27 protein-coding genes are annotated in these 26173 nt (G+C 44.7%); 10 read left to right on the top strand and 17 right to left on the bottom strand.

The annotated features are described in order from the left end of the window. The first annotated feature begins 10 nt into the window (after nt 1-10). Complete coding sequence (locus tag ACSSU7_RS01660) at nt 11-2845, top strand: bifunctional diguanylate cyclase/phosphodiesterase (protein ID WP_492517010.1); 2835 nt, start codon at nt 11-13, stop codon at nt 2843-2845. A 32-nt stretch (nt 2846-2877) separates the two neighbouring features. Here ACSSU7_RS01660 and ACSSU7_RS01665 read toward each other — a convergent pair whose 3' ends face one another. From ACSSU7_RS01665 to ACSSU7_RS01700, 8 genes are all read right to left on the bottom strand, one after another. Next, entirely contained in the window at nt 2878-3621 is a 744-nt protein-coding gene (locus ACSSU7_RS01665) for an arginyltransferase (RefSeq protein WP_492517011.1), read from the bottom strand. 21 nt (nt 3622-3642) lie between these two features. Beyond that, entirely contained in the window at nt 3643-4350 is a 708-nt protein-coding gene (aat, locus tag ACSSU7_RS01670; RefSeq protein ID WP_492517012.1) for a leucyl/phenylalanyl-tRNA--protein transferase, read from the bottom strand. 144 nt (nt 4351-4494) lie between these two features. Beyond that, nucleotides 4495-5070 (bottom strand): GNAT family N-acetyltransferase, encoded by a 576-nt coding sequence (locus ACSSU7_RS01675; protein WP_492517013.1) that lies wholly within the window; start codon nt 5068-5070, stop codon nt 4495-4497. After that, nucleotides 5060-5443 carry a TfoX/Sxy family protein gene (locus tag ACSSU7_RS01680; RefSeq protein ID WP_492517014.1) on the bottom strand — a complete coding sequence of 128 codons (384 nt, stop codon included), beginning with the start codon at nt 5441-5443 and terminating at the stop codon, nt 5060-5062. Before ACSSU7_RS01680 ends, ACSSU7_RS01675 begins: the two co-directional genes overlap by 11 nt. A 47-nt stretch (nt 5444-5490) precedes the next feature. Next, nucleotides 5491-5760, bottom strand: a complete 270-nt coding sequence (locus tag ACSSU7_RS01685; protein WP_492517015.1) for a hypothetical protein — start codon at nt 5758-5760, stop codon at nt 5491-5493. A gap of 98 nt (nt 5761-5858) precedes the next feature. Then, nucleotides 5859-6515 (bottom strand): DUF4919 domain-containing protein, encoded by a 657-nt coding sequence (locus ACSSU7_RS01690; RefSeq protein WP_492517016.1) that lies wholly within the window; start codon nt 6513-6515, stop codon nt 5859-5861. A gap of 84 nt (nt 6516-6599) precedes the next feature. Next, complete coding sequence (locus tag ACSSU7_RS01695; RefSeq protein ID WP_492517017.1) at nt 6600-7022, bottom strand: DUF4431 domain-containing protein; 423 nt, start codon at nt 7020-7022, stop codon at nt 6600-6602. A 233-nt stretch (nt 7023-7255) separates the two neighbouring features. Continuing rightward, complete coding sequence (locus tag ACSSU7_RS01700) at nt 7256-7855, bottom strand: exopolysaccharide biosynthesis protein (RefSeq protein WP_492517018.1); 600 nt, start codon at nt 7853-7855, stop codon at nt 7256-7258. Between the two features lie 237 nt (nt 7856-8092). On the opposite strand from ACSSU7_RS01700, the gene ACSSU7_RS01705 reads away from it, so the two are divergent. After that, on the top strand, nt 8093-10246 hold the full coding sequence (locus tag ACSSU7_RS01705) for a YgiQ family radical SAM protein (RefSeq protein ID WP_492517019.1): 2154 nt from the start codon (nt 8093-8095) through the stop codon (nt 10244-10246). Nucleotides 10247-10289: 43 nt separating this feature from the next. Further along, complete coding sequence (locus ACSSU7_RS01710; RefSeq protein ID WP_492517020.1) at nt 10290-11141, top strand: TraB/GumN family protein; 852 nt, start codon at nt 10290-10292, stop codon at nt 11139-11141. A gap of 14 nt (nt 11142-11155) precedes the next feature. Here ACSSU7_RS01710 and ACSSU7_RS01715 read toward each other — a convergent pair whose 3' ends face one another. The 4 genes from ACSSU7_RS01715 to aqpZ all read right to left on the bottom strand — a co-directional run bounded on the left by ACSSU7_RS01715 (nt 11156) and on the right by aqpZ (nt 13976). Continuing rightward, complete coding sequence (locus tag ACSSU7_RS01715) at nt 11156-11740, bottom strand: lipocalin family protein (RefSeq protein WP_492517021.1); 585 nt, start codon at nt 11738-11740, stop codon at nt 11156-11158. 91 nt (nt 11741-11831) lie between these two features. Further along, entirely contained in the window at nt 11832-12416 is a 585-nt protein-coding gene (locus ACSSU7_RS01720) for a DUF502 domain-containing protein (RefSeq protein ID WP_492517022.1), read from the bottom strand. Nucleotides 12417-12489: 73 nt separating this feature from the next. Next, nucleotides 12490-13212, bottom strand: a complete 723-nt coding sequence (locus tag ACSSU7_RS01725; protein ID WP_492517023.1) for a 16S rRNA pseudouridine(516) synthase — start codon at nt 13210-13212, stop codon at nt 12490-12492. Nucleotides 13213-13289: 77 nt separating this feature from the next. Continuing rightward, entirely contained in the window at nt 13290-13976 is a 687-nt protein-coding gene (aqpZ, locus tag ACSSU7_RS01730; RefSeq protein ID WP_492517024.1) for an aquaporin Z, read from the bottom strand. 141 nt (nt 13977-14117) lie between these two features. On the opposite strand from aqpZ, the gene ACSSU7_RS01735 reads away from it, so the two are divergent. Next, nucleotides 14118-14909 (top strand): TrmH family RNA methyltransferase, encoded by a 792-nt coding sequence (locus ACSSU7_RS01735; RefSeq protein ID WP_492517025.1) that lies wholly within the window; start codon nt 14118-14120, stop codon nt 14907-14909. Nucleotides 14910-14935: 26 nt separating this feature from the next. Beyond that, complete coding sequence (locus ACSSU7_RS01740) at nt 14936-15472, top strand: pilin (protein ID WP_492517026.1); 537 nt, start codon at nt 14936-14938, stop codon at nt 15470-15472. A 151-nt stretch (nt 15473-15623) separates the two neighbouring features. On the opposite strand, the gene hslO is transcribed toward ACSSU7_RS01740, so the two are convergent. The 4 genes from hslO to ACSSU7_RS01760 form a co-directional block, all read right to left on the bottom strand. Beyond that, nucleotides 15624-16535: an Hsp33 family molecular chaperone HslO gene (gene hslO / locus ACSSU7_RS01745; RefSeq protein ID WP_492517027.1), complete on the bottom strand. Its 912-nt coding sequence runs from the start codon at nt 16533-16535 to the stop codon at nt 15624-15626. Nucleotides 16536-16638: 103 nt separating this feature from the next. Beyond that, on the bottom strand, nt 16639-17532 hold the full coding sequence (gene gluQRS / locus ACSSU7_RS01750) for a tRNA glutamyl-Q(34) synthetase GluQRS (protein WP_492517028.1): 894 nt from the start codon (nt 17530-17532) through the stop codon (nt 16639-16641). Nucleotides 17533-17543: 11 nt separating this feature from the next. Further along, nucleotides 17544-17855 (bottom strand): DUF3301 domain-containing protein, encoded by a 312-nt coding sequence (locus ACSSU7_RS01755; RefSeq protein WP_492517029.1) that lies wholly within the window; start codon nt 17853-17855, stop codon nt 17544-17546. Nucleotides 17856-17871: 16 nt separating this feature from the next. Continuing rightward, the gene (locus ACSSU7_RS01760; RefSeq protein ID WP_492517030.1) at nt 17872-19041 is read right to left on the bottom strand and encodes a PilT/PilU family type 4a pilus ATPase; all 1170 of its coding nucleotides are present in this window, start codon (nt 19039-19041) and stop codon (nt 17872-17874) included. 166 nt (nt 19042-19207) lie between these two features. Between ACSSU7_RS01760 and ACSSU7_RS01765 the strand changes: the two genes are divergently transcribed. Both ACSSU7_RS01765 and ACSSU7_RS01770 read left to right on the top strand, forming a co-directional pair. After that, on the top strand, nt 19208-19882 hold the full coding sequence (locus ACSSU7_RS01765) for a hypothetical protein (RefSeq protein WP_492517031.1): 675 nt from the start codon (nt 19208-19210) through the stop codon (nt 19880-19882). Nucleotides 19883-20061: 179 nt separating this feature from the next. Continuing rightward, a complete protein-coding gene (locus ACSSU7_RS01770; RefSeq protein WP_492517032.1) occupies nt 20062-21252 on the top strand; it encodes an ammonium transporter in 1191 nt (396 codons plus the stop codon). A 278-nt stretch (nt 21253-21530) separates the two neighbouring features. On the opposite strand, the gene ACSSU7_RS01775 is transcribed toward ACSSU7_RS01770, so the two are convergent. Continuing rightward, nucleotides 21531-22466, bottom strand: a complete 936-nt coding sequence (locus ACSSU7_RS01775) for a LysR family transcriptional regulator (RefSeq protein ID WP_492517033.1) — start codon at nt 22464-22466, stop codon at nt 21531-21533. Between the two features lie 144 nt (nt 22467-22610). Here ACSSU7_RS01775 and ACSSU7_RS01780 point away from each other — a divergent pair, with 144 nt between their 5' ends. The 3 genes from ACSSU7_RS01780 (at nt 22611) to ACSSU7_RS01790 (ending at nt 26105) form a co-directional block, all read left to right on the top strand. Continuing rightward, complete coding sequence (locus ACSSU7_RS01780; protein ID WP_492517034.1) at nt 22611-23759, top strand: iron-containing alcohol dehydrogenase; 1149 nt, start codon at nt 22611-22613, stop codon at nt 23757-23759. Between the two features lie 25 nt (nt 23760-23784). Next, nucleotides 23785-24771 (top strand): aldo/keto reductase, encoded by a 987-nt coding sequence (locus tag ACSSU7_RS01785; protein WP_492517035.1) that lies wholly within the window; start codon nt 23785-23787, stop codon nt 24769-24771. A 146-nt stretch (nt 24772-24917) separates the two neighbouring features. After that, entirely contained in the window at nt 24918-26105 is a 1188-nt protein-coding gene (locus tag ACSSU7_RS01790; RefSeq protein ID WP_492517036.1) for an MFS transporter, read from the top strand. The last annotated feature ends 68 nt before the right edge of the window (nt 26106-26173 follow it).

The following is a 26173-nucleotide window of genomic DNA, read 5'->3' on the forward strand; positions in this document are numbered from 1 at the left end:
TAAATCAAACATGTTATTCCTGAGCAAAATACCAGAAGTTTTTGTGAGCCTGAAATGGAAAATCATGACCTTGTTAGGTCTGGTTTTCGTGACGCTGACCTTATTATTAATCAGTTGGGCTTATTTAAGCCAAGCAGAACGTTTGAAGCATGAACGTGATGTTGTGCATGCGCGCTACCTAGTACAGTTTAAGGCGATGCTGGCAGATTTTTCGTTAAAAACTTCACAGGTTTCTTCATTAGTGGCAACCATGGTGAGTGTGGATGCTACGCTGGCAACAAAGGGCACTACTAATTCAAAATGGCTGGGGCCTCGAGTGAGCTCGGCGTTGGCTTCGTTGCAATTAGATTATGGCTTAGAGTCAATCCGCATTTACGATCAACACCAGCACATGCTGGCTGAGTGGGCTGGGTTGCGGCAGCAAAATGCCTTGGAAGCACAGCAGGTTGCCGAGGCGATTCGGCAAGAGTCTAGCCTCACATGGATAGATTGTACTGAAGTTTGTTTGCAGTATGCTACAACGCCTATGCTTGCCAATGGCAAGGTGAGCGGTGCGGTTGTAGTCGCATCCTCCATGGCGGATCTAATCTTATCGTTTAATCGCTTTTCTGGCGCGGATGTTGGCTTTGTACTAAAAAGTGAAGCCAATCATTACCAAAATGCCTTGCCTAAGCTAGGTTTGCGTATTGCCGGCCTATCCAATGCCAATATCAATTTACCTTTGTTACAGCAGTTGGAAAGTATTGCCCTGGAGAAGGGTAAACATATTTGGCAGCGCTTGGCTTTTACTGACAAATATTACGATGTTGTTTTTTTTCCGATTGAGCATAAGTTAGTAAATGTGCCAGCCATGGTGGTGGTGATTGAGAATGTAACGACACAAGTGCTGGAGACGCATGAGTCCACATTGCAGCGCTTAAAGTTTGGCTTTATTTTTGCGGTGTTCATGCTGCTGGCGATTTATCTTTTACTGAATAACCCATTAAAACGTATTACTAATGCAGTTAAAGCGATTCCGTTTTTAGGGCAGCGGCAGTTTGAGGCTGTACGTGCCCAAATTAAAATACGTAAAAACCCAGTACTTGTTGATGAGGTGGATCAGCTAGCTGAGGCAGCACTGAAACTGACCGATCGTTTGCAGTCGCTTGAGCGGGATGCGACTCTGCATCAGTCTGAAATTTTGGACATGTTGGGCCGTATCACACAGGCGAACGAGTTTTCAGAGCGTATTCTAGATACTGCGCAAGTGGTGATTGTGACTCAGGATGCGGATGGAAAAGTAACCAGCATCAATCATTATGGTGAACAGTTGCTAGGCTGGGACGAGCGTAGTTTGCAAGGGAAATCCTTAATCAATGCATTTGAAAAGCCGGACGCACGTGGGCAACTGCATCAAGTGTACCAAGGCATTATTTCAAATAACATTGACTATCATTATCACGAGTGTGCCGTGCTGTGTAACCATGATGTGAAGCGTGAGATAGCATGGCATCATTCGCGGATGGATGGAGAGCAGGTGCAGATTTTGTCGGTAGGGGTTGATATTACCCTACGTAAAAGAAGTGAGGAGAAAAGTCTTTATTTGGCCGAGCATGATCAGTTGACCGGTTTGATCAATCGTCAGCGCTTTATGCAGGAAATAGAAGCGGCAATCGTGAGGCTGGACGGAACGGATGCCTGCGATGCTTTGCTTTATCTGGATTTGGATGGCTTTAAGTATATTAATGATATTTCAGGGCATACGGCTGGTGACATGGTGTTGCGTACAGTGGCGGACATCTTGTCCAATATCTGCAGCACACAGGATATTCTCGCGCGGCTGGGCGGTGATGAGATGGGTATCTTGATGCTGGATTGTGATTTGCCAAGGGCAATCAAGCTTGCTGAAGAGATTAACCGCCAGTTGGGTGAGATTAAATATCCGGGGCTGGCAGGTGAGCACCACATCACAGCAAGTATTGGTATTGTGGCGGTGAATGCTAATAATCGTGATGCTAAGCGCTTACTGGCTAATGCCGATATTGCCATGTATCAGGCTAAATTAACCGGTAGCGCACGTATGCACGTGTTTTCTGAAGGTGAACATTTGCAGCAAAAGCTTGAGCAAAAAGTGCTGTGGGAAGACCGTATCAAACAGGCACTGCGTGAGCAAAGCTTTATCATGCAGTACCAGCCAATTCTGGACATTCATCAAAATGTCATTAGTCACTACGAAGCACTGGTGCGCATGGTTGATGAGAATGGTGAAATGGTGCCGCCTGGTGAATTTATCGAGTTTGCCGAGCGTTCAGGATTGATTAAACAAATTGACCATTATGTAGTGCGCACTGTCATCAAACGTTGGGCAGAGCTATTGGCAGAAGGTAAGGATCGCAAAGTTGCCATTAACCTCTCAGGCCACAGCATGAATGATGAAAACATGCTGACCTTATTGCAAAGTTTGTTTTTACAGCACCCGGAATTGCCTTCGCATATTATTTTTGAAATTACAGAAACCGCGGCGGTGGCTGATTTTGCTACGGCACAAGCATTTATTGAAACGATACGAGCGTTAGGCTGCGCTTTCTCGTTGGATGATTTTGGCGTTGGCTTCTCCTCCTTTTATTACGTGAAGCACTTCCCTGTGGACTATGTGAAGATTGACGGCTCTTTTATCCGTAATCTTGCCGATAGTACAGATGACCAAATATTTGTAAGGGCGCTAACAGAGGTGGCGCGTGGTTTTGGTAAGCGTACGGTGGCAGAGTTTGTGGGTGATCAGCGCTGCCTGACGCTGCTGCGAAGCTATGGTGTTGATTACGCACAAGGTTACTTCATTGGTAAGCCTGCTAATGAGATAGTGTAACTGTATGATTGTATTGGGTATTTATCAGATATTTAACGCCATTCACCGTCTATCAGTTTTTCCAGCGGTTTGTAATTTTGCTTATAGGCCATTTTTCTGCTGTCTTTAATCCAGTAGCCTAAATATAGGTAAGGTAAGCCTAAGGTTTGCGCCCATAACGCTTGCCATAGAACGTTGTAGGTGCCATAGCTGGTTGTACTATCGCTGGTGTCATAAAAGGTGTAAACCGCGGATACGCCATCGCGCACAATATCGATAACACTGACCATTTTTAGCTGGTCTCCTTCTCTAAACTCAACGAGGACGCTTTCTACGTTAGATTGGCATAAAAAGCTTTGGTACTGCTCCACATCATTTTCTTGCGAGTCTGAGTCAGGCTCCATTTGATCTGCCGTTTTGTCATCAGTATGGCGTGCGCGTTGATAGCTGGCGTACAGCGCATAGTGTTCTTCATGAAAGCCTATCGGCAGTATTGTGGTAGTGAGGTTTTGGTGCTGTTTAAACGCACGCTTCTGGCTGCGGTTGGGGCTGAATGTTTCTAAAACAACTCTTACCGGCACGCACTCTTGGCAATTCTCGCAATGCGGTCTGTAAGAGAACTTTCCACTACGTCTAAAACCTTGTTGAATTAGGCCACTGTATACATTTGCGTCCACCAGATGTTGCGGTGCTGCGATCAAGCTTTGCGCCATTCTATTGGGCAGGTAGCCGCAAGTGTAGCCCGTGGTGACGTAAAATTGCAGTTTGTGTAGTGGTGTATCGCTAGGTAAGCTCATGGCAAAAGTATAACCCTATTTTTATTCTCTGTTGCTCGGCCTGGTCTGCGTAAGTGTAGATAGTTGCGATGCAAATTCTGTACGGTCAATTTCGCGCGCACCTAAGCTGGCTAAATGCGCTGTTTTCATTTGGCAATCAATGAGGCCAATGCCCTGCGCTGTTAGGTGCTGTACCAAGCTTACAAAAGCCACCTTGGAGGCATCAGTTTTGTGATGAAACATACTTTCACCATAAAACATCTGCCCTATGCGTACTCCGTAGCAGCCGCCGACCAATTCACCATCTAAGTAAGATTCGGCTGAAATCGCAAAGCCAGCATCATGCAATCTGCAGTAAGCATCAATAATGTCCTCAGTAATCCAAGTGCCTGCCTGCTGGCTGCGCAAGGTGCTACTGCACGCAGTAATGACTGCATGAAACTGAGTGTTAAACCTTACCTCAAACGTTTTTTTCTTTAGCGTTTTTTGTAGTGAGTTTGATATTTTTAACTCGTCGGGGAACAGTACCATGCGCGGGCTAGGGCTCCACCACAGAATAGGTTCACCCTCGCTAAACCAAGGGAAAATACCTTGGTGATAAGCAAGTAATAAGCGGGGCAGGGATAAGTCGCCGCCAATCGCGATTAAACCATTAGGTTCGCTGAGTGCTTCAGTTAACGGTGGAAAGTCACACTCACCATCTATACTGGCAACCCGACCATTAGAAAGTTGATAATAACCGTGGCTCATAAACTTAGTCTTGATTTGCTGGCTTCTACCATATTGCGCTGAACATGCAGCATGTGGCACATCATCCCTTAGAAGCGTTATTTAAATGTAAGTTTTAAATATAAAGTAATAACGCAGATTGATGAAACTGTTTAGGCTACATTTTTACGATTCTTGCTCGAGTGATGGGTGAGCCGATGCTTTTTCCAACGACAAAACTTGAATGCCAGTGACTATTGGCTGACCGACATCGGCCGACAACGGATATTCCTCTGCCTGCCCGGTAAGTACATAGCCGCGCCGTTCGTAGAAAGCTAACAGCTCTGGTCGTGAAGATAAAACCGACATTTTCAGTACCGAAGCATTGAAGTGTTCACTGGCATACGCCTCTGCGTGAAATAACATTTGCTTGCCAAGACCTTGTGCTTGCATTACCGGATTGGTGGCCAGCATGCCAATGTACGCGCAGTAGTGACCACCTTGCACATGTACACAAGCGACGATTTCTTGCCCAAGACGCAAGAGTAAAATCGTAGATTGTTCGTGAAATAGAGAAAGCACTTGCTCGGTGGAGGTTCTCTCACCAGCAATGAGATTTGCTTCATGTGTCCAGCCAGCATTTTGCGGGGAAGGCCGGTAGGCCCTGTTCACGAGGGTTGCAATTTCTTTAGCGTCGGCTTCGCAAGCGACACATAGTTCAAGTGATAGGGCTTCCATGTTGAATGATGGGTTAGACTTCATGTCTATGACGGTTCCGAACAGCCTTTGTTTTAGATGCGTCTGCACGTAGTGCAGCTTCAAACGAGCGGCGCGCCCAGAGTGCAGCCTCATTGACGTCTTCTAGCACTATTTCTGGTGCCTGATAGTAGGATAGTCCAATGATTTTTCCCTGACGGACATACTCGAATTGACTAAGCCCTTGGTTTCGGAAATCCGCAGAGTTTTCGGCATCGGCCTTTAAGTACAGTGTTTCTTGCGAAACTAAACCGAACATAATTCCATCGTGAAAGACGCCATAGCCAGAGAACATTCGGCGTAAAGAAATTGGTCCGAACAATCGAAAAACATCTGTCAAATGTTGTGCAAATTCGTCTAGTGCGGCTTGAGTGCGCATAGAGGCCTAACGTTTGAATTAAGGGGCACCATTAGGCGTCCGATGGGTTAGGGTTGCTCATTTGATGTGTACTCAATGCCACCAACCCAACCAGCGACCTTGTTGTAAACCCAAGCACCGAGAGCTGTGAAAATAAACCCAAAAATTAGATAAATAAAAGGGAAAGCTAGTAGGAACCCCATAGGAGGTCTTGGTGCTGGCGCAAAAGCAAAGCTAATTGCCATAAGAGCTACAAAAGGTATGCTCATGATGAAATAAAGCACAGCAAAGACCTTAGCTGTTTGAACTGGTGAAATATTTGTAATTTGTTTTTTCAAAACTTTCTCCCTTATTTTGTTAAAGCTCTCACGTTTGAGTTAAGGGACTGGCTTTAGACAGTCCCGCTTGAATGGTGGGTTGGGTATTTTCCTGGTACTTAATTCACTCTATGGGTGAGTCGAATAAAATGCCAATGGGGATTAAAGTAAATTGTAACTCGTTTAGTGCTGTCGTTTACCGGCTGTACAATATGCATATCCACTAGTGGCGGACCATTTACTAAAGATTGTTTCCCACGTTTGAGACCCAAACGTATCAATGTTGCGTACTCCTCCCCGATAGAGATAGTCACTAGTGCTGTTTGAGGGGTTTTGCCGTCACCTGATTTAAGCACTGAGTCCGTTAAACCAATCCACCACCGTTTATGCTCGGTTATCTTATCTGTTCTCCCCAATTCTTTTAGGGAATCAATACCACGTAAATGAAATCTTGCATCAACAGGACATCGAGATAGTAATTTGGTAACAATATTGTAGGCTCCACTGTAATTCCTGGCATCCATTGCTTTTTTCCACTCATTTGCAGGTCCGACGGCTTCACAGAGCGTTTCATAATCCGCACGTTTTGCGAATGTTTCGCGTAGTTCTGTGAAATCCACGATGTCAGTTAATTTGGGTGTTGGTGCGGGTACACTTTCAGGCGTTAGTCCAACAGAGCTTGTGGCATCAGTGTTTTCAGTTGGTTGAGCATAGGCATTGTCGAAAAGAGCGATACTTAGGAATGCCAAGAAAATAACAATTTGTGTTTTACGCATAACTCCCCCATTGAATGCTGTATTTGATGTGCCTAACGTTTGAGTTAAGGAGCTGGCTTTAGCCAGTGCCACTTGACTGATGGGTTAGAGCGCACTTTTACCCCTAACCTCTTTTACCGACATGACAATTTTACGCATGTGCCAAGCTGTATGTGAGTGGAAAAGCGTACCTGTGACAGATACCATATTTGACTCTGCGGCCAACAGCTGCGTGTTGAGTTTATTGTTTGGTGAATAAAGTTGTATTTGACTAACACATTGTTCAGTTTGGTTAATTGGGTTTATAGCACCAACTTCACCTGAAACCCTAATTGGGCTTTTTAGAAAAAGAACCGGATAAGTGAGTTTAGTGCCGTTAGGGTGTTTTGAATGAGCAATATGTACTAAGCCCGAGAGTTTAATTTGTGTGGGTTCATATTGAACTGAACGTTTGGCTTTGCACTCAGGCTCTGCGGCAAATGCTGCTGAGCAAGATACTGCAAGAACCAATGTAATAAGTTTGCTCATTCTCATGCGCTTTAACAGTGATTATAGCGGCCGACGGGTTTCATATATTATGAACAACTTGAAAATGGATATACATGGCTGGAACCTATTGCCCTTTCTTATTTTTGTTGTCCTGAGTCTCGATATTAAATAATTAATTAAGAACTTACAAATCTTGAGAATATGCCGACCATTTAGTATTTGCTGTACTAATTTTGTTTTGTGCAAATGTTAGTAACAGGCGCATTCAAATTTTAAAATATTTTAAAAAACGCTAATGCCTTTTCACCAAAGTACCAGAGTGCAAAGAAGAATGCGCTGAAATATATCACTGTAACAATAAGCCAAAAAAATGCGATAAGGTACATTAGCCCATCATCTTCAAGCTCACCAATGCAGTAAAACAAGATGGCCAAGCCAGGTAGAAAGTTATTGAATGGTAATACCCCAAATGGGATTGCCATCAATCCGCCAGCTGCCAATAAGATAAAGCCCCCTATTTTTTGCCCACGTACTCCCTCTGCAATAAAGGGGTAGCGTGGTTTGCTGATTTTTCTGCATAAGCCCAAAATCTCCAGGCAGACTTTAACTAGCATTCTCCATGTGCTCTCGTTAAACTCAATCGCCAATATTTGTTTTGGCAGTACCGGCGATTCGTGTCCATGTAGTAATTGCCAGCCCAGTGTGGCAAAGGCGACTCCGCCCAGTACTGTGAATGGGCCTAGTGGGATGGGTTGCAAAAACGGTAAAACCAGTATGATGCAGATAAATGCGTAGCCTGCTTCATCTAGTGAGTCTAGTGCTTCGCCCACAGTTAGTGGTTTGTCTTTGGCTTTTTCTGCAAATTGATGCAAAGTTTTTACTAAATTTGCGTAGTCACACATAGTTTTTAGTATGTTCTCATGGGCGGATCATGCCTGTATTGTATGCAATATTGCGGGTGACTGTTATCAAAAAAACCGCATTTAATTTGCCCGGTTTTAGTTTTGGTGTAATTGAACTATAAAAAAGCTTCTTAATCATATGATTAGCGCGTAAAATGCGCGCACTTTTATCGATTTATAGTAGATACCTTGGAACAATACTCAACAATGTTAGCAAAGCCTATTCCTAGCTATCGCCCTTATTGGGCGAAGCGGTTTGGGCCTGCGCCAATTTTACCAATGTCACGTGCCGAGATGGACGCTCTTGGCTGGGATAGTTGCGACATTATTTTGATTACTGGGGATGCTTATATTGACCATCCTAGCTTTGGTATGGCTTTGGTGGGCCGTTTATTAGAGGCTCAGGGTTTTAGAGTTGGCATTATTGCGCAACCTGATTGGCAAAACGCCAATGCGTTTAAAGTTTTAGGTAAGCCTAATCTTTATTTTGGTGTGACCGCTGGCAATATGGATAGTATGGTGAATCGCTATACTGCGGATAGAAAAATCCGTAGTGATGATGCTTACACGCCAGATGCTGCACCTAACAAACGCCCGGATCGTGCGGTGCTAGTGTATAGCCAGCGCTGCCGTGAGGCTTACTCTGATGTGCCGTTAGTGGTGGGTAGTATTGAGGCGAGCTTGCGCCGTATTGCGCATTATGACTATTGGTCAGATAAAGTGCGTCGTAGTATTTTAGTGGATTCTAAAGCCGATATTTTATTGTATGGTAACGCAGAGCGCGCATTGGTTGAGCTTAGCCACAGAATTGCGAAAGGCGAGAAAGTTGCCGATATTCAAGATATTCGCGGTACCGCCTTTTTACGTAAGAAGATTCCAGAAGGCTGGAGTGAGATTGAAAGTACTAAGCTGGACCGCCCTGGTGCTGTAGATAAGCCAGTTGACCCATATGAAATGAAAATGGGTAAATCTGATGCGAGCTGTGCCACGGATGAAGCAAAGGCCAAAACAGAATTACCGGATGGTGCAAAAGCCATTGAAATTGTCCCTAACCTCAGGTTAAAAGCACCTAAAGCAGATAGAACTAAACAGGTCGTACGTTTGCCTGCGTTTGAAGAGGTGGCGAGTGACCCTGTGTTATATGCCCACGCCTCAAGGGTGCTGCATTTGGAAGCTAACCCGGGCAATGCACGTGCTTTAGTGCAAAAGCATGGTGACCGTGAAGTGTGGCTCAACCCGCCGCCAATCCCGCTTACTACTAAAGAAATGGATTACGTGTATGACATGCCTTATGCACGTAAGCCACACCCCGCGTATAAAGATGCAAAAATCCCAGCTTGGGAGATGATACGTTTTAGCGTGAACATCATGCGCGGCTGCTTTGGCGGATGTACCTTCTGCAGTATTACCGAGCATGAAGGCCGTATTATTCAAAGCCGTAGTGAAGCATCTATCTTGAAAGAGGTTGAAGAAATCCGCGATAAAGTAGATGGCTTTACCGGCGTGATTTCAGACTTAGGCGGCCCTACTGCCAATATGTATCGTATTGCATGTAAATCTGAAACTATAGAAAAAAATTGCCGTAAGCTAAGCTGCGTTTACCCAGGTATTTGTGAAAACTTAAATACTGATCATAGTGCTTTGATACAGTTGTATCGCAAAGCACGTGCTATTAAAGGTGTGAAGAAAATTCTTATCGGCTCTGGTTTGCGTTATGACTTGGCAGTGAAGTCACCAGAATATGTCAAAGAATTGGTGCAGCATCATGTGGGCGGCTATTTGAAAATTGCGCCAGAGCACTCAGAAGAAAATGTGCTGAGCAAAATGATGAAGCCTGGTATGGGTGCTTATGACGAATTTAAAGTCATGTTTGAGAAGTTCAGTGCTGAGGCGGGTAAGAAGCAATATTTGATTCCATACTTTATTGCGGCACATCCTGGCACCACAGATGATGACATGCTGAACTTGGCATTATGGTTGAAGAAGTACGATTTCAAATTAGACCAAGTGCAAACCTTTACGCCTACGCCAATGGCGATGGCAACTGCGATGTATCACTCAGGTAAAAATCCGTTGCGTAAAGTGACGGTAGACTCTGATGATGTGCCCATCCCTAAAGCGGGCAATGTGCGTAAATTACATAAAGCCTTTATTCGTTATCATGACCCAAATAACTGGCCGATGTTACGTGAAGCACTGAAAAAGATGGGGCGTGACGATTTAATTGGCAGTGGCAAGCATTGTTTGATCCCTGCTTGGCAGCCGCTTTCAACTAAACCGGTAACGACGGTACGCGGTGAGCAATTAGAGCGAACTGTGCGGCCTAGACGCACCACAGAGAAAAAGCGTAAGTACTCTTAACTTAAGCATTTTGTATGAGGGCAATGTGATGTTAAGTTCATTGATGTCTAATTTAAACAAAGCCCTCATTCCTCTGTTGTTGTTCGTTGGGCTCAGTAATCCTGCCTTTGCAGAACAGGGCCTGTTTTGGAAAGCAGAGTCTAAAACTTCACATCCGATTTATCTGTTTGGGTCGATTCATACTGATGACAACCGAGTAACAGACTTCTCTCCCAGCGTGCTGGCGGCTTTAAAATCTGTTGACGCTTTTATGATGGAGGCTGATGCCCCGCAAGATCCACGCATTTTGCAGTCGCAAGATACTGATCTTAAGACAAACTTGAGCCCTAAAGAGCTTGAGCAGTTGTATGCCTTAGCTGATTTTCATGTGATGCATAGAGAAACTGCGCTACGAACTAAACCGTGGTTGCTGGCGGTTGTGTTTGATTCGCCAAGACCACTCACCCCATATGCGCAAGATAATTTGCTGATGCGCCTCGCTGAAGACAATGGTAAGGAAGTGCAGGGCATAGAATCTGCGGCTGAGCATTTTGCAGTGATGGATAGCTTGACCCCTGATGAGCAGTTGGCTTTTTTACGCCAGGTGTTAAAGCGCAGCCATCAAGCCAAAGAGCGTGATTACGAACGCTTAATCAAAGCTTATTTAAAAGGCGATGCTAACAAACTGGCTGCGCTGAACGCGCAAATTACTGGCAGTATGCTGCCTACGCCCCTTTGGGAAAAAATGCGCGTTAAGCTGCTAGATGAGCGCAATGCGGTGATGGCCGAACGAGTACTTGCTAAAGCACAAGATAAAAGCGTATTTGTAGTCGTGGGTGCTTCACACTTGGCTGGGTCAACTGGGCTGATTGCTAGCCTTAAACAAGCTGGATATAAACTGACTGTTGTGAAGTAAAGTGAAACTGGCGCCTAATGTGTAACGTGGCGCCCAGCCTCGTAATTGACCACTTCTGGCGATTGGTTCACGTAGATGAGTTTGTCTGTAGCAAAGCCAAGCTCTTTGGCCTGCGCAATTAAGTGTTGCTTAATTGGGTATGATAATTGAGGTGTACGCGAAAGTATCCAGAAGTAAGATTTATCCGGGCCGCAAATCATTACGTAGTTGTAGTACGGTTTATCCAGTTCAATAATATTGTACGCGCCGTAAAATGGGCCAAAGAACGATACTTTCAGTTTACCTGTATGAGTTTTGTCTGCGTTAGCCGGGTCAATAAAGTAGGCTTTACCCTCTGCTTCTTTCCATGTTTTTTTCTCTGCATTGAATCCACGATTAATCACTTTAATCCCGCCATCATCGCGCAGGCTGTAGGTGGCGGTTACGTTGTCTAAACCACGCTCAAAACTATGATCCAGCCTTGCAATTTCATACCATGTGCCTAGGTATTGGTTTGCATCAAAGCTTTCTATCACTTTTACCTTATCGGGTACGCCCATGCATGAAGAGAGCAGCAAGCAGATGGATATAAGTAAGTAGCGTATGTTGAACTGTGTCATGGTGAGCAAGTTTAATCTTTTTATAGTTAGCCGTCTGACTGTTAAGCGGTTTAAAAATTCTATCGCTAGCTATTTAAATCATTGACTGACATTAGTCTGGTTTAGACATCCACGCAAATAATGATGCACTCATGACTTCTTCGACCGACATGTCAATCGGAGTTAACCAGTCACGTGGCACAAAAACAGTATAGCCACCAATCATATAGCCCATGGGTAAATACACGGCAACACGGTCACCCTGAATAAACCCCTCTGGCAGGCCATCTGTATTTTTTCTGGTGATTAATCCCACTATTTCAAGCTGGTGCCCCGGAACCTTTAAGGTCACAGCCTGTTGTGAACTGCCTTTTTTATGCGGTGCAAAGTAATCTGCAAAACTTTTTAGCGATGAATAGATACTTTTTACAACCGGCAGGTTTGTAAATGGAAACTCAATGAGTGACAGTACTTTGTATATGTATTTGTGGGAGACGAGGTAGCCCAGCAGCACGATGCCGCCTAACCCCAGTATTAGGCCCAAGCCTGGGATGTAGAAGTCACCGATGATGGGGCGCACCCACCACATGGCGATATGTTCTGCCCATGTTAAAAACGTATACAGCAAATATACGGTAAGCCCTAATGGCAAGGCTGTAAGCAGGCCGCGAAAGAAATATTGGTAAATGCGTTTCATAGGGCTTCCGTTCTAAATGGCATATAGCATGCTGTTAATTGCGGGTGCAGCGTGATGGCTATCAATGTATTGGTTACTGGTTCTCTGCCTTTAATGCGTTAAGGTCCGCTTCACTTAGCCAGCGCCACTCTCCAAGCTTTAAATCTTGCGGTAACTCCAAGCGCCCGATTTTTATGCGTTTTAACGCCTCTACACGGTTGCTAATAGCGGCAACCATGCGTTTAACTTGATGATACTTACCCTCTGCAAGCGTCATGTGAATCACATGGTCATTGATTTTGGTGCAGGCGAGGGCTGCAATCGGCGCATCTTCATCTATCAGTTGTACGCCTTTTAAAATATGGGCGATTTGCTCATCGCTGACGGCATGTTTGCAAGTGACCTCATATACTTTGGGCACTTTGTGTTTAGGTGAGCTCATGCGATGAATGAATTGTCCGTCGTCAGAGATTAAAATCAGCCCAGTGGTGTCTTCATCCAGCCTGCCTATGCATTGCACGCCGCGCTCAACTAACGGATGTGGCAGTAGGCTGTAGATGGTTGGGTGATGCTGGGTTTTATGTGAGCATTCGTAATTACTGGGTTTGTGCATCATGAGGTAAGACTTCTCACGATAATCCCATGCTTCACCTTTAATGGTGAAGTGCAGGTTTTCTAGCTCAAAAGTGGCGTCAGGGTCATTGCATAACTCGCCATTGACCGTCACTTCTTCGTTAATAACAAGAATGCGGCATAGTTTGCGTGCGCCAAAGCCTTGGTTGTGTAATATGCGTTCGATAGATAGTTTTTTAGCCATAGCCAGTATTATAAGGCACAAATAAAAACGCCCGCATGTTTCAGTGCGGGCATTGTGATGTTGCGCTTAATTACAGCTTAGTCTTGACTGATGGTTTTGTAAGCAAATGCACCGATTACAGCACCAACAATAGGAGCAAGCCAAAATAGCCATAGCTGTTGCAATGCAATGCCACCTTCAATCAAGGCAGGGCCAGTGCTGCGTGCCGGGTTGACTGAGGTGTTGGTGACAGGGATGCTAATCAAGTGAATGAGCACCAATGTAAAGCCGATAGCTAATGGTGCTAACCCTGCAGGTGCACGTTTATCAGTAGCGCCCATGATGATAAATAAGAACATCGCGGTCATCACGATTTCGGTGATTAAACCTGCCACCATGCTGTAACCGTGCGGTGAGTGTTCTGCAAAGCCGTTTGATGCTAAACCGCCTGTATAGCCCTCCATGCCGCTGGCAATGGTACGAATCAGCACGGCAGCTAAAATAGCGCCTAGCACTTGCGCAATAATATAGTGAGGGAGTTCTTTAGCGCTAAAGCGGCCGCCTGCAACTAGGCCAATCGAAACTGCAGGGTTGAGATGGCAGCCCGAGATATGGCCGATTGCGTAAGCCATAGTCACCACGGTTAAGCCGAACGCGAAAGAAACACCTAAATAACCTAGGCCTAAATCTGGAATACCGGCAGCGAGTACGGCACTGCCACAGCCGCCTAATACTAACCAGAATGTGCCGATTAGCTCAGCAAGTGCACGTTTTGATAATGACATAATTACTCCAATCTTATAATGATTATTAGAATCTACATGGACTTCATTTATATCAATTGCATCGCTAATTTACTGCAATCATGATGTGACTACAAGCGAGTTTGGGTTAAACTAGGCCTTTAATTTATACACCACGGTTATATGTCTTTTAAGCACATCATCTCTCGCGACAATCCAGTTTTTAAGCAACTTAAGAAATTTGCAGATAATGCGCGCGAGCGCAGAGCTGAGGGCAAAACGCTATTGGATGGCGTTCATTTGATTGAGTCCTATATAGACACATTTGGTGAGCCGGATTTAATCATTATTCCAGAAGGTAAAAGCAGCGTAGAAGCCACTGGCTTGATACAGGCGTTGGTGGATATTCCAACCATCATGCTACCTACTTTGATGTTCGCAGAGCTTACTCCGGTGACCAATGCTACCGGTATTTTAGCCCTAGTAAAAATACCGCAATTGCCTGTTCCAGAGAAGCCAGTATTTGCATTAATGCTAGAAGATATACAAGACCCGGGTAATATTGGCAGCATGCTACGCACAGCGGCTGCATCTGGTGTTGATGTGGTTTACCTGAGCACTAGCTGTACCGATGCATGGTCGCCTAAGGCGTTGCGTGGCGGGCAGGGTGCACAGTTTGTATTGCCGATTGTGGAGCGTGTAGATTTAATTAAAGCATTGCAGGAGTTTGACGGTAATAGTTATGCTACCGCTATGCAAGGTGATTCACTGTATATGCAAGACCTATCTACACCTACCGCCTTTGTGATTGGTAATGAAGGGGCAGGGCTGCGCCACCAAACCATGGCAGCAGCAACCAAACGGATTACCATCCCCATGGCCGTTACTGCACTGGGCTCGGTGGAATCTCTTAATGCGGGTGCCGCTGCTGCCGTTTGTTTATTTGAACGCATGCGTCAGGCATCATTGAAATAAACGTTGAAACATAAGGATCTATATTGATGCGCAGATACCAAGCAGCTAAATACCAGACAGACAATCAAACCGTTGGGGATACTGCTCGACCGGCACAGCGTGGCTTTAGTTTGATAGAAATGATGGCAATCGTTGTGATTATGGGTATTTTGGCAATGGTGGCGATTCCATCCAGTATGAGCCGTATTATTAAAGAGCAAATTACCGCGGCATTACCGTTAGCGGATATTGCTAAGACACCAATTGCTACCGCATGGTCGCTCTCTCAAGAAATGTTGCCTGATAATGCCGCTGCAGATTTACCTAGCAGTAATAAAGTGGTGAGTAACTTTATTACCGATACGAAAATTGAAAATGGTGCTATTCATATGACCTTTGGTAATAAAGCACACCCAAAAATTAAAGACAAAATACTGAGCCTGAGGCCAGCGGTGATTGAAGAATCAAAAGTTGTGCCTGTGGCATGGGTGTGCGGAAATGCAAAAGCCCCAGACAATATGACGGTAAAGGGTGAAAACAAAACGAATATACCAGATGAGTATTTACCACGCTTATGTAGGTAGGTATGTCCCAGATGGATGTGAGAGTAAAGGTGCAGTGTAGCTAACAGTTGAGTTTGTGTGTGGCTGGTTGATGCTGCGCTGACTGCTTGGGGGGTAATGGGGTGCGGTAGCTGTAGCTACCGCATAGTCTAGCCCATATACTAGCAAAAGTTTAATGCACCTCTGGATGCGCTTTTGTTGTCACTTCACTCACCATTAATTGTGTTGCGTCCACTTTATCAAAGCTGTAGTGAGCATTACAAAAGTCGCAATTCACTTCAATTTTGCCTTGCTCTTCAATGATGCTGGTAATTTCATCGTTGCCTAGCATGCGCAACATGCTGGAAACACTGTCACGTGAACAGCTGCAATAAAATTTAGTATTACTTGCCTCAAACAGCCGTACATCTTCTTCATGAAATAAGCGCGTCAGTATGGTTTCTGTCGGCAAATTAAGTAGTTCGTCGTCTGTAATGGTGCCGGCTAAATGCCCGATACGGTTCCATGCATCTAAATCTTGAGTGCTGAGGTCTTCAGTTTTTGTTACCTGATTCATGGTGTCTGGCAGCTTTTGTAACAGCATGCCTGCTGCGGCGTTGCCATCGCAATGTAGCCAGATTCTGGTGTCAATTTGCTCCGAGCGCAGCATGTAGTTCTCTAAAATGGTGCTGATGCTGTCACCCTCAAGCGAGACGATGCCCTGATAAGCCTGACGGCCATCTTTAGGGTCTAGCGTAATCATAAATTGACCGTGAGAAATAAGGTCAAATAAACCTTGCTCGTCGGACACTTCACCTTTCCACTTGGCGGTGGCGCGAATGCCAAATTCTGAGTTGCACTCTACCACTAGTAATTTTAGAGCGCCTTTACTTTGAATCTGCAATACCAGAGAGCCGCTCATTTTAAGGGTGGCGGTTAGTAGTGCGCTGGCTGCCATTAACTCACCAAGTGCGCGCTTTAAGCCAGCAGGTAAGTGCTGCTTATTCAGCGCTAGTTGTAGTGTGCTTGTCAGGTTAACAAGGTTGCCGCGTATGGGCGTGTTTTCAAAAACAAAACGTTGTAGGGTGTCTGGTAATTTATTCATCCTAGCATTTTAACATTAGCGTGCAGCATTCAAAATGTTTGCATGGAGTATTTTAAAAGTCGCCATAGTTGGCCGCTTAATATATGTGGAGTAGGCTAGGGTGTTAGTTGGCAATAATAATCTGCTTGGTTTGTGGAATGGCAGACATTGCCCAATGTTCGATAGCCCACAGCCATATGGTATTTAATGGTGCATTTTTGATGGTAGCAGGTGGCTGCTGGCCTAAAAAGCATAAAGCATCATAGAGTAGTTCGCTGGCAGTGCTTACTTCTATGGGTTTTGCCAGTGTTTGTTTGCTGAGTTTTTCATTGTTGGCATTAGCTGCAACCGGCACGTGTGCATATTTTGGCGTGGAAAAGTCTAACTGTAGCTGCAAATATATCTGGCGCGGTGTGGAATCTAATAAGTCGGCACCACGCACAATGTGTGTGATGCCTTGCGCGGCATCATCTACCACTACTGCCAGCTGATAAGCAAATAAACCGTCCGCGCGCTTTAAGATAAAGTCGCCTACATCAAGGCCAATGTTTTGTTGAATCAATTGCTGAATGCCGTCATCAAAGCTAATTACATTGTTGTGAGTCTGGATGCGCCAGGCCATCGCGGTGTCAGGTTTGATTGGGTGGTGCAGGCAAGTTTTTGGATAGATGCGCCCATCAATGCCGAAAGTGGTGCTGGAGTCGGCAATTTCCTTGCGGGTACAAGTGCATGGGTAAATCAGCTGCTTGCGATTGAGTTGATCAAGTGCATCAGCATACAGTGCGCTTCGTTGGCTTTGGTAAACGACTGTATCGTCCCACTCAAATCCAAACGCTTCCAGTTGATGCAAAATTGTATCTGCCGCACCTTCGATTTCGCGCGGCTTGTCTAAATCTTCCATGCGTACTAACCATCGCCCTTGGTTGGCTCTTGCTTCACAAAAGCTGGCGACGGCAGCCACCAGAGAGCCAAAGTGCAAGGGGCCTGTGGGGGAGGGGGCAAAGCGGCCTACGTACATGCTGGTAAAGCTTAGTTAACAGGTTGCAGGTATGGCGGAATATGCCAATAGCCTAGCTGGTTACCTAATAGCATGAGTTGGCAATGCAGGCGGTCATTGCCGCTGGCGCTGACATCAAACTCGTAAGTACGTAAAAACTGCACGTGGCCACGGCGATTCCGTCCCAGCCATATTCTGCTGCAGGCGACAGATTCATCCAGTAGCTGCAGGTTGAATCTAGCCGCAAGCTCGCTGCCGAGCAGAATTGCGCGTTCACGTTTGTTTAAACTGTCTATCCAAAACCAGCCGATGGCCAATAGGATAATAATTAAAATCATTTCCATTAATGCATACTCATTTTTATAAAGGGTCTAGTTCGGACTCATCAGGCTCATCTTCATGTAGCGATAGGTTATCAAAGCTGGATGAGCTTTTTGCGTTGCCTGCGTTTTTACCATGCAATTTAAAGCGTAAACGCAACTCATTGATGGAGTCTGCATTACGTAGGGCATCATCTTCAGTAATGCGGCCTTCTTCGCATAAATTAAAGAGGGCTTGATCAAATGTTTGCATGCCTAGCTCGGTAGATTTAGCCATCACCTCTTTAATCATGTTGGTCTCACCCTTTAAAATCAGGTCAGAAATCAGCGGTGAGTTGAGCAAGATTTCAATGGCAGCACAACGGCCACCACCCGTTCTGGAAACGAGGCGCTGTGAGATAAAAGCCTTTAGATTGAGCGATAAATCCATATGCAACTGCGCGTGGCGCTCTTCCGGGAAGAAGTTAATGATGCGGTCAATTGCTTGGTTGGCACTGTTGGCATGTAAGGTTGCCATGCAAAGATGACCGGTTTCTGCAAACGCCAGTGCAAATTCCATGGTTTCTCTATCGCGAATCTCGCCAATTAAAATCACATCAGGTGCTTGGCGCAGTGTGTTTTTAAGAGCGTTAAACCACCCGTTGGTATCTCTACCTACTTCTCGATGCGTCACTAGGCAGTTTTTACTTTGATGCACATACTCCACAGGGTCTTCTACTGTGATGATGTGTCCGTAAGTGTTTTCATTGCGGTAATCAATCAGCGCTGCTAACGTGGTTGATTTACCTGAGCCAGTGCCGCCTACTAAAATGACTAAGCCGCGCTTGGTTAGCATCACGTCTTGCAGGGTGTCTGGTAAGCCCAAATCATCAAATTTAGGGATGTCTGTGGTAATCGTGCGCAGTACCATCCCTACTTTTTCTTGCTGTACAAATACATTCACACGAAAGCGGCCAATGCTTTTAGGCCAGATGGCAAAGTTACACTCTTTTTCCGTTGCAAAGTCAGTACGCTGTTTTTCATTCATCAGCGCCTCAGCAAAGGCTTTGGTGTGCTCTCCGGTCAGCTTCTGTTGGGTAACGGGCGTCATTTTCCCGTCAATTTTCATGGCGGGAGGAAAGTCTGCCGAAATGAATAAATCCGAGGCCTTTTTATCAAGCATGCCACGTAATAGATTATGCATGTAATTAAGTGCTTGTTCGTTTGTCATTCAAGAAACCTTATCTATTGGGGTTACAATATGGCACGAGTTAATCCATAATTAACAAGTCGTCACTAGCAAGCTTGTTGCCGCAATTGTACTTAATTTAATTGTAAGCGAACATTCGCATCATCAGTTATTGTTTCATAGGATTATTGATAAGAGTCATTACCGCATGAATGAAATACGTGAAAAAGAAGCCATCGATGCTTATTTAAAGTTGTTGCAGGCTAAAGGCGCAAACAGCGCCGTGCTGCATAGGCGCTCGTTATTTTTAGACCTTTTAGCTCAGAAGCTAGCGGGGCAAGTGTCTAACGGTGAAATCTATCGCGATATTATAGAAACTGTAATGGACTCGGTTCCGGTAGAGGCTTGGCATGACAGCCTTACCACAGCGCGTGAGTTCTACCCGTTCTGGATGCAGGATTTTAAAGCGATTGCCGCGTTAAATATTAATCCTGGCTTTGATGTTAAGCCTATTGATTGGCGGCCAGTGCAAGTAACACTCAAGTTGCTATCCGATAGCTTGGAAACAGAGAAGTTTGAGGCTGCTGAAAATTGGCCTTTAAAAGCATATACCCAAGCCCTGCGTTTTGAAGGTGCAGAGCAAGCCTTAGTTGATACGCGTGTTAAGTTAGCAAAAATTATACTCATTCGTCTGCGCACAGCGCCAGATAAAGATAGTAAGGCGTACCGCGCTGCGGTAGATCTGACCTTGCCATTATTTAGCATTAAGCATAGCCGCCGTTTGTTTTTAGTCGTGGTACGTGAGTTTTATCACTTTTGGTCTGGTAATCCAGATGCTGCCAGCATGGTCCTAAAAGAGGGTGCCGGCAACGCATTAATCTAGGTTGAAAGTAATCCCCTTAAGTCCAATTGCACACATTTAGTGCAATGCACTGTCAATAGCACAATTATAGTGCAATATTTCCATGCTTCATTAGGTAAGGTCTATACAAAACAATAAGTTATGTTTTGGCGTGATATTTGCTTATTTTGCGGGGCTTAAAATGTTAATAGGTGATTGAAATGGAAGCATTAGTCTCAGCAAATGATGTTTTATTTGTATTGCTTGGCGCCATTATGGTGCTTGCAATGCACGCAGGTTTTGCCTTTTTAGAGGTCGGTACAGTTAGACATAAAAATCAGGTTAATGCACTGGTTAAAATCATGGTGGATTTCTCTGTTTCTACCATTGCATACTTTTTTATTGGCTACAGCATTGCGTATGGCGTAGATTTTTTTAGTGGCGCTGAGGTATTAGCGGCTAAAAATGGTTTCGGTTTAGTTAAATTTTTCTTTTTGCTCACATTTGCAGCTGCGATTCCAGCGATTATTTCTGGCGGCATTGCAGAACGTGCGAAATTTAATCCGCAAATGATTGCTACATTCACCTTGGTTGGTTTTGTATATCCGTTTTTTGAGGGTATTGCATGGAATAATCACTACGGATTGCAAGAGTGGCTAAAGACCGCAACTGGTGCGTCATTTCATGATTTTGCAGGCTCGGTAGTTGTGCATGCAATGGGTGGCTGGATCGCGCTAGCGGCTGTTATTTTACTGGGCGCGCGCAATGGCCGTTATAGTAAAGATGGCCGTTTGCATGCGTATCCACCGTCAAATATTCCGTTTCTGGCGCTGGGTGCATGGATACTGACAGTAGGCTGGTTTGGCTTTAACGTGATGTCTGCACAGTCGGTTCAGGGTATCAGCGGCTTGGTTGCAGTGAACTCACTGATGGCAATGGTAGGTGGCACTTTAGCTGCCTTGGTCATGGGGAAAAATGACCCGGGTTTTGTACACAATGGCCCTTTAGCTGGTTTAGTTGCGGTATGTGCTGGCTCTGATGTAATGCATCCGCTAGGTGCACTAGCCACTGGTGCGATTGCAGGCGTATTATTTGTGCTGACATTTACCTTGACGCAGCAGCGCTGGAAAATTGACGATGTGCTAGGTGTGTGGCCATTACACGGTCTATGTGGTGCTTGGGGTGGTATTGCTGCTGGTATTTTTGGGCTGAAAGCCTTGGGTGGTATGGGTGGTGTGAGCTTTACATCGCAATTACTTGGCACGGCAGTGGGTGTAACGGTTGCGTTAGTGGGTGGGTTTGTTGTGTATGGCGCACTGAAGCAATTGGTTGGTATTAGGTTAACTGCAGAAGAGGAATATGATGGCGCAGATTTGACCATTCATAAAATCCCGTCTACAACCAATGATTAATCTTTAGTTAACTATTGATAGAAATTAATAAAGTCTGTCAGAAGGTAATAAAGTCTGTCGATAGAGTTAAAGTCAGTCGAGTATTGAAACTAAAAAGGCTCTTACTAAGAGCCTTTTTTGATACTACTAAGAAAATTTTGTCGCAAGCCTATTAATGAATATTGGATATTTCTTGAATGTCAGTATATTTAATATATGCAAACATAAACTTTAAGAGCAGGAATTAAAAAACTAATGTCTCGATTCGGCCCAAAGCAGTCATTCGCAGATAGTCTCAATTACAACTTAAATACTTTAGTATGTGCTTTTGTTAACTCGTTATCGCTCAAAACAAACTCTTTACTATTAGCTAGTCTTTCAATAACAAGATCAATGAAGCAACGTACTCTCGCTGGTTGAGAGGCCCGGCTTCCGTAATAGACATACAAAGCAAGATTATCGACCATATGCTCTATTAGTAATGGTACTAAGCTGCCTTCACGAATGTACTTTGCAGCAGTAGGAACTGCTAAATGACCAATCACTTCACCTGCTAAAACTGCTCTAAGTTCGAATCCTTCATCATTGGTTGAAAAAGCCGGGTTAATATGTTTTTCTACTACATTTTCGCCAATCTTAACGTGCCACGGCACCACTTTTCCATCACTAGGCCGGCGAAATGCACTGCATCGATGAGTGTCAAGTTGGCTTAGTGTTTGTGGGGTTCCATACTTTCTTAAGTAACTAGGTGCCGCACAGACTATAAGTTGCATAGAAAACAACTTTCTTGTCACCAAACCATCTTGCGGTGGGTTACCTAACCTAAATCCCACATCTACTCTATCATCAACCCAATTGCCAATGCGGTCATCCAGCTGAATATCTGGTTGCACTTCTGGATACAATCGTGAGTACTCATCTAAAACCGGACCAAGCACTGAGAGTAAAACCGTGCGCGGCCCCACAATGCGTAATGGACCGGCTAATCCTTCTCGGGTTTGGCGGGCGGCATCCAACGCTTGCTCCAATCCAAATAAGGAGGGCTTGGCAGAATCATACAGGCGCTGCCCTTCTTCAGTGAGAGACATGCTGCGCGTGGTTCTATGAAAAAGCCTTGCCCCTATATGGGCTTCTAGTTGCCCTAAAGCCTTGCTCGCCGCTTGTGGCGTTATTTGCTGCACAGACGCGGCTTTGCTTAAACTTCCTAGCTCTACCGTACGTATAAATGTAGTCATTGAGCGCAAGGTGTCCATATGCTTGCCTTTCTATTTACATCATTTGGTTGTAAATAATTCAACCAATAGTGCGCTAGTTTAATTCATATCAGCAGCGTAAAGTTCACCCCATCAAGTTTTAACTGAATTTATTAAGGAAACAACGTGGATAACTTTACATACTTCAACCCAACAAAAGTCGATTTTGGTACTGGCAAAGAGCAACTCATCGGCCAGCATTTAGCTGAGCATGCAGTCAAAAAAGTATTGCTCTGCTATGGCAGCGACCGCATCAAGCGCGATGGATTATTCCAGATTGTAGTTAACAGTCTGGCTGCAAAAAACATTGAATACGTGGAGTGTGGCGGTATTGTCAGCAATCCTGTAATTTCAAAAGTACGTGAAGCGATTACTACAGCTCGTACCCATAACGTAGATGCGATTTTGAGTGTGGGCGGTGGCTCGGTACTAGATAGCGCCAAAGCCATTGCTGCCGGTGTGCCTTATGCAGGTGACGTTTGGGATTTGTTTATTGGCAAAGCCAACATTGATAGCGCATTACCTGTTTTCGATATTTTGACATTAGCAGCCACCGGTAGTGAGATGAACAGTGGTGCAGTCGTGACCAATGAGGAAACCAAAGAGAAGTTTGCGATTCAATCGCCACTAACTTTCCCAAAAGTGTCTATTGTGAACCCAGCCCTAATGAGAACGGTTACACGAGATTATCTGGTCTACTCTGCTGCAGATGTGATTGCGCATTCTATTGAAGGTTACTTTACAGCCACCGATCAGCCTAAATTTCACTCTCGTATGGTTGAAGCAATTATCAATACGGTGATTGAATCAACGGAAACACTGCTCGCCAATCCTGATGATTATGCAGCGCGTGCAGAATTTGCCTGGGCCTCTACGCAAGCTCTTAATGGTTTGATTTATTCCGGCACTGCTGGTTATAGCTATCCTAACCATATGATCGAGCATGCCTTGTCAGCTTTGTTTAACGTCCCGCATGGTGCTGGCCTGTCTGTGGTGATTCCAGCCTGGATGAAGTGGTACCAAAGCCGCAACCCTGCGCAGTTTGATCGCTTTGCACAGAATATATTTGGTTTACAAACTGGCACAGAGGGCATTGCAGCACTAGAAAGTTGGTTTAACAAAATTGGCACACCTACCCGTTTATCTCAATTGAGTATTACCGAAGCAAACCTACCCGCCACTATTGATAACGTACTGGTCAATGCAAAGTGGTTCGGTATTCCAGACACTTATACAAAAGATGTGGTTAGCACCATCTTAAGAAGCGCACTTTGATTTTAATGAATATGGAGATTGAGTCATGCAGAAACGTAAATTAGGCAATAGCGGCCTAGAGGTATCAGCGCTAGGTTTAGGTTGTATGGGCTTGAGTTTTGGATATGGAGCTGCCGTAGAAAAAGCTGATGGCGTAACTCTTATTCGTGAGGCGTTTAGTAAAGGAATAACTTTCTTTGACACCGCCGAAGTATACGGGCCGTTTGCTAATGAAGAAATGCTAGGCGAAGCAATTGCACCATTTAAAAATGAGGTGGTGATTGCTACCAAATTTGGTTTCAGGATTGAGAATGGCAAGCAGGTAGGCTTGGATAGCCGCCCAGAAACCATCAAAAGAGTAGCTGAAGAATCGCTGAAGCGTCTCAACATTGATGCAATTGATCTACTTTATCAACATCGCGTTGATGATGCCGTGCCTATTGAAGAAGTAGCTGGGGCGGTCAAAGACCTTATTCAGCAAGGCAAGGTTAAGCATTTTGGTTTATCAGAAGCTGGTGTTAACACCATACGTCGTGCGCACGCAGTACAACCGGTAACGGCCTTACAAAGTGAATATTCATTATTCTGGCGTGAGCCTGAAAAAGAAATTATCCCTACCTTAGAGGAACTAGGTATTGGATTTGTGCCTTTTAGTCCATTAGGTAAAGGATTTTTAACTGGGAAAATCGATGAACACACTCAGTTTGGTGAAGGTGACTTCCGAAATATTGTTCCTAGATTTTCAGCGGAAAATCGTAAAGCCAATATTTTGATTGTTGAGCTGCTTACTCATCTTGCTGAACTTAAAGGTGTAACACCCGCGCAGATTGCACTTGCATGGTTGTTAGCACAACAACCATGGATAGCCCCAATTCCAGGCACCACTAAAACTCATAGGCTGAATGAGAATGTAGATTCAGTTAATGTTGAATTGAGCGTTGCCGAACTTCAAAGGATTGATGAAGTGATGTCTGTGATGCAGTTCAAAGGCGACCGCTACCCTGAGCATCTTCAAAAAATGGTGGGTAGATAACTCCAAAAAAGTTATTGGTATTACTGCTGTATCCTACAAAAATGAAGAGTCAGTGGATAGGGGATGCTGGCTATGAACCTACAAAGAAAGACATCGATAAATATTTGAGTCGATTCATTTATGAACAGATAAGGATTGAGTTTTAAATGAGTATAACAGCTGTAAATAATGCACCCTACAATCAGAATTGGGGTGGAGTACTTGCGATGTCACTGGGGGCTTTTGCACTTGTTGCATCAGAGTTCATGCCAGTCAGCTTGTTGACACCAATAGCCACCGACCTTCACAGTACTGAAGGTCATGCCGGTCAAGCGATTGCGATATCAGGCGCATTTGCTTTGATGACGAGTTTGTTCATTACCTCACTAGCAGGAAAGCTGGATCGCAGAATTCTGCTTTTACTATTAACAGTATTGGTCATTGTTTCAGGAACAATCGTTGCTTTTGCACCTAATTACGGGGTGTTCATGCTCGGTCGGGCATTGATAGGTATCGCTATCGGTGGCTTCTGGTCGTTGTCAGCTGCAACCGCGATGCGGCTCGTTTCGGAAGATAAAATTCCCAAGGCATTAGCGATTGTGAACGGTGGTAACGCTTTGGCTACTGTCATTGCTGCACCAATGGGAAGCTATCTAGGTAGCCTCATTGGCTGGCGAGGTGCATTCTTCTGTGTCGTTCCGGTGGCAATTATTACTTTTGTTTGGTTATGGAATAGTTTGCCTTCTATGAAGCCAGCGAATGATTCCAGTGCTGGAAATATCTTTAAGCTTATGAAGAGGCCTGAGGTAGCGCTAGGGATGATAGCGGTTAGTCTATTTTTTATGGGCCAATTTACGCTGTTCACATATTTGCGTCCATTTCTTGAAACGGTAACGCATGTTGATATCACTAGGCTTTCCTTAATCCTTTTGGTAATGGGGGTCTCAGGCTTTATCGGTACGCTTTTAATTGGTAGGTATTTGAAGGAATATTTATATCGAACTTTAATCATCATTCCATTGTTGATGGCAGTAATAGCTGCCGCACTTACACAATTTGGCTCTACACCTATAGTAACGACATTGCTACTGGGGATTTGGGGCTTGGTTGGCACTGCTGCACCCGTAGCTTGGTGGACGTGGCTTGCTAAAACACTACCTAACGATGCAGAAGCAGGTGGAGGCTTAATCGTCGCAATTGTTCAACTTGCGATCACAGCAGGAGCAACTTTTGGTGGCATTTTATTCGATCTAAGTGGATATCAAGCGACTTTTTGGATGAGTTCAATAATACTCGTTCTTGCTGCAATGTTAGCCTTATGGGCAGCACGTATCAACGACAATCATACTTCTTAATCAATTTAATAAAAATGGAATTAATAACTTCGATCAATCAATTTTATTAAAGGCTGGACTTCTCAGAG

This window comes from Methylotenera sp. E1MeOHC1, assembly GCF_058745595.1.

What these genes read in the sequence shown, in the direction of transcription:
- ACSSU7_RS01770 (WP_492517032.1), top strand. Translation starts at nt 20,062, where the DNA reads ATGGAAGCATTAGTCTCAGCAAATGATGTTTTATTTGTATTGCTTGGC.
- ACSSU7_RS01790 (WP_492517036.1), top strand. Translation starts at nt 24,918, where the DNA reads ATGAGTATAACAGCTGTAAATAATGCACCCTACAATCAGAATTGGGGT.
- ACSSU7_RS01710 (WP_492517020.1), top strand. Translation starts at nt 10,290, where the DNA reads ATGTCTAATTTAAACAAAGCCCTCATTCCTCTGTTGTTGTTCGTTGGG.
- gluQRS (WP_492517028.1), bottom strand. Translation starts at nt 17,532, where the DNA reads ATGTACGTAGGCCGCTTTGCCCCCTCCCCCACAGGCCCCTTGCACTTT.
- ACSSU7_RS01775 (WP_492517033.1), bottom strand. Translation starts at nt 22,466, where the DNA reads ATGACTACATTTATACGTACGGTAGAGCTAGGAAGTTTAAGCAAAGCC.
- ACSSU7_RS01660 (WP_492517010.1), top strand. Translation starts at nt 11, where the DNA reads ATGTTATTCCTGAGCAAAATACCAGAAGTTTTTGTGAGCCTGAAATGG.
- ACSSU7_RS01705 (WP_492517019.1), top strand. Translation starts at nt 8,093, where the DNA reads ATGTTAGCAAAGCCTATTCCTAGCTATCGCCCTTATTGGGCGAAGCGG.
- ACSSU7_RS01755 (WP_492517029.1), bottom strand. Translation starts at nt 17,855, where the DNA reads ATGGAAATGATTTTAATTATTATCCTATTGGCCATCGGCTGGTTTTGG.
- ACSSU7_RS01665 (WP_492517011.1), bottom strand. Translation starts at nt 3,621, where the DNA reads ATGAGCTTACCTAGCGATACACCACTACACAAACTGCAATTTTACGTC.
- hslO (WP_492517027.1), bottom strand. Translation starts at nt 16,535, where the DNA reads ATGAATAAATTACCAGACACCCTACAACGTTTTGTTTTTGAAAACACG.
- aqpZ (WP_492517024.1), bottom strand. Translation starts at nt 13,976, where the DNA reads ATGTCATTATCAAAACGTGCACTTGCTGAGCTAATCGGCACATTCTGG.
- ACSSU7_RS01720 (WP_492517022.1), bottom strand. Translation starts at nt 12,416, where the DNA reads ATGAAACGCATTTACCAATATTTCTTTCGCGGCCTGCTTACAGCCTTG.
- ACSSU7_RS01695 (WP_492517017.1), bottom strand. Translation starts at nt 7,022, where the DNA reads ATGAGCAAACTTATTACATTGGTTCTTGCAGTATCTTGCTCAGCAGCA.
- ACSSU7_RS01675 (WP_492517013.1), bottom strand. Translation starts at nt 5,070, where the DNA reads ATGAAGTCTAACCCATCATTCAACATGGAAGCCCTATCACTTGAACTA.
- ACSSU7_RS01715 (WP_492517021.1), bottom strand. Translation starts at nt 11,740, where the DNA reads ATGACACAGTTCAACATACGCTACTTACTTATATCCATCTGCTTGCTG.
- ACSSU7_RS01740 (WP_492517026.1), top strand. Translation starts at nt 14,936, where the DNA reads ATGCGCAGATACCAAGCAGCTAAATACCAGACAGACAATCAAACCGTT.
- ACSSU7_RS01735 (WP_492517025.1), top strand. Translation starts at nt 14,118, where the DNA reads ATGTCTTTTAAGCACATCATCTCTCGCGACAATCCAGTTTTTAAGCAA.
- ACSSU7_RS01785 (WP_492517035.1), top strand. Translation starts at nt 23,785, where the DNA reads ATGCAGAAACGTAAATTAGGCAATAGCGGCCTAGAGGTATCAGCGCTA.
- ACSSU7_RS01760 (WP_492517030.1), bottom strand. Translation starts at nt 19,041, where the DNA reads ATGACAAACGAACAAGCACTTAATTACATGCATAATCTATTACGTGGC.
- ACSSU7_RS01680 (WP_492517014.1), bottom strand. Translation starts at nt 5,443, where the DNA reads ATGCGCACTCAAGCCGCACTAGACGAATTTGCACAACATTTGACAGAT.
- ACSSU7_RS01765 (WP_492517031.1), top strand. Translation starts at nt 19,208, where the DNA reads ATGAATGAAATACGTGAAAAAGAAGCCATCGATGCTTATTTAAAGTTG.
- aat (WP_492517012.1), bottom strand. Translation starts at nt 4,350, where the DNA reads ATGAGCCACGGTTATTATCAACTTTCTAATGGTCGGGTTGCCAGTATA.
- ACSSU7_RS01690 (WP_492517016.1), bottom strand. Translation starts at nt 6,515, where the DNA reads ATGCGTAAAACACAAATTGTTATTTTCTTGGCATTCCTAAGTATCGCT.
- ACSSU7_RS01725 (WP_492517023.1), bottom strand. Translation starts at nt 13,212, where the DNA reads ATGGCTAAAAAACTATCTATCGAACGCATATTACACAACCAAGGCTTT.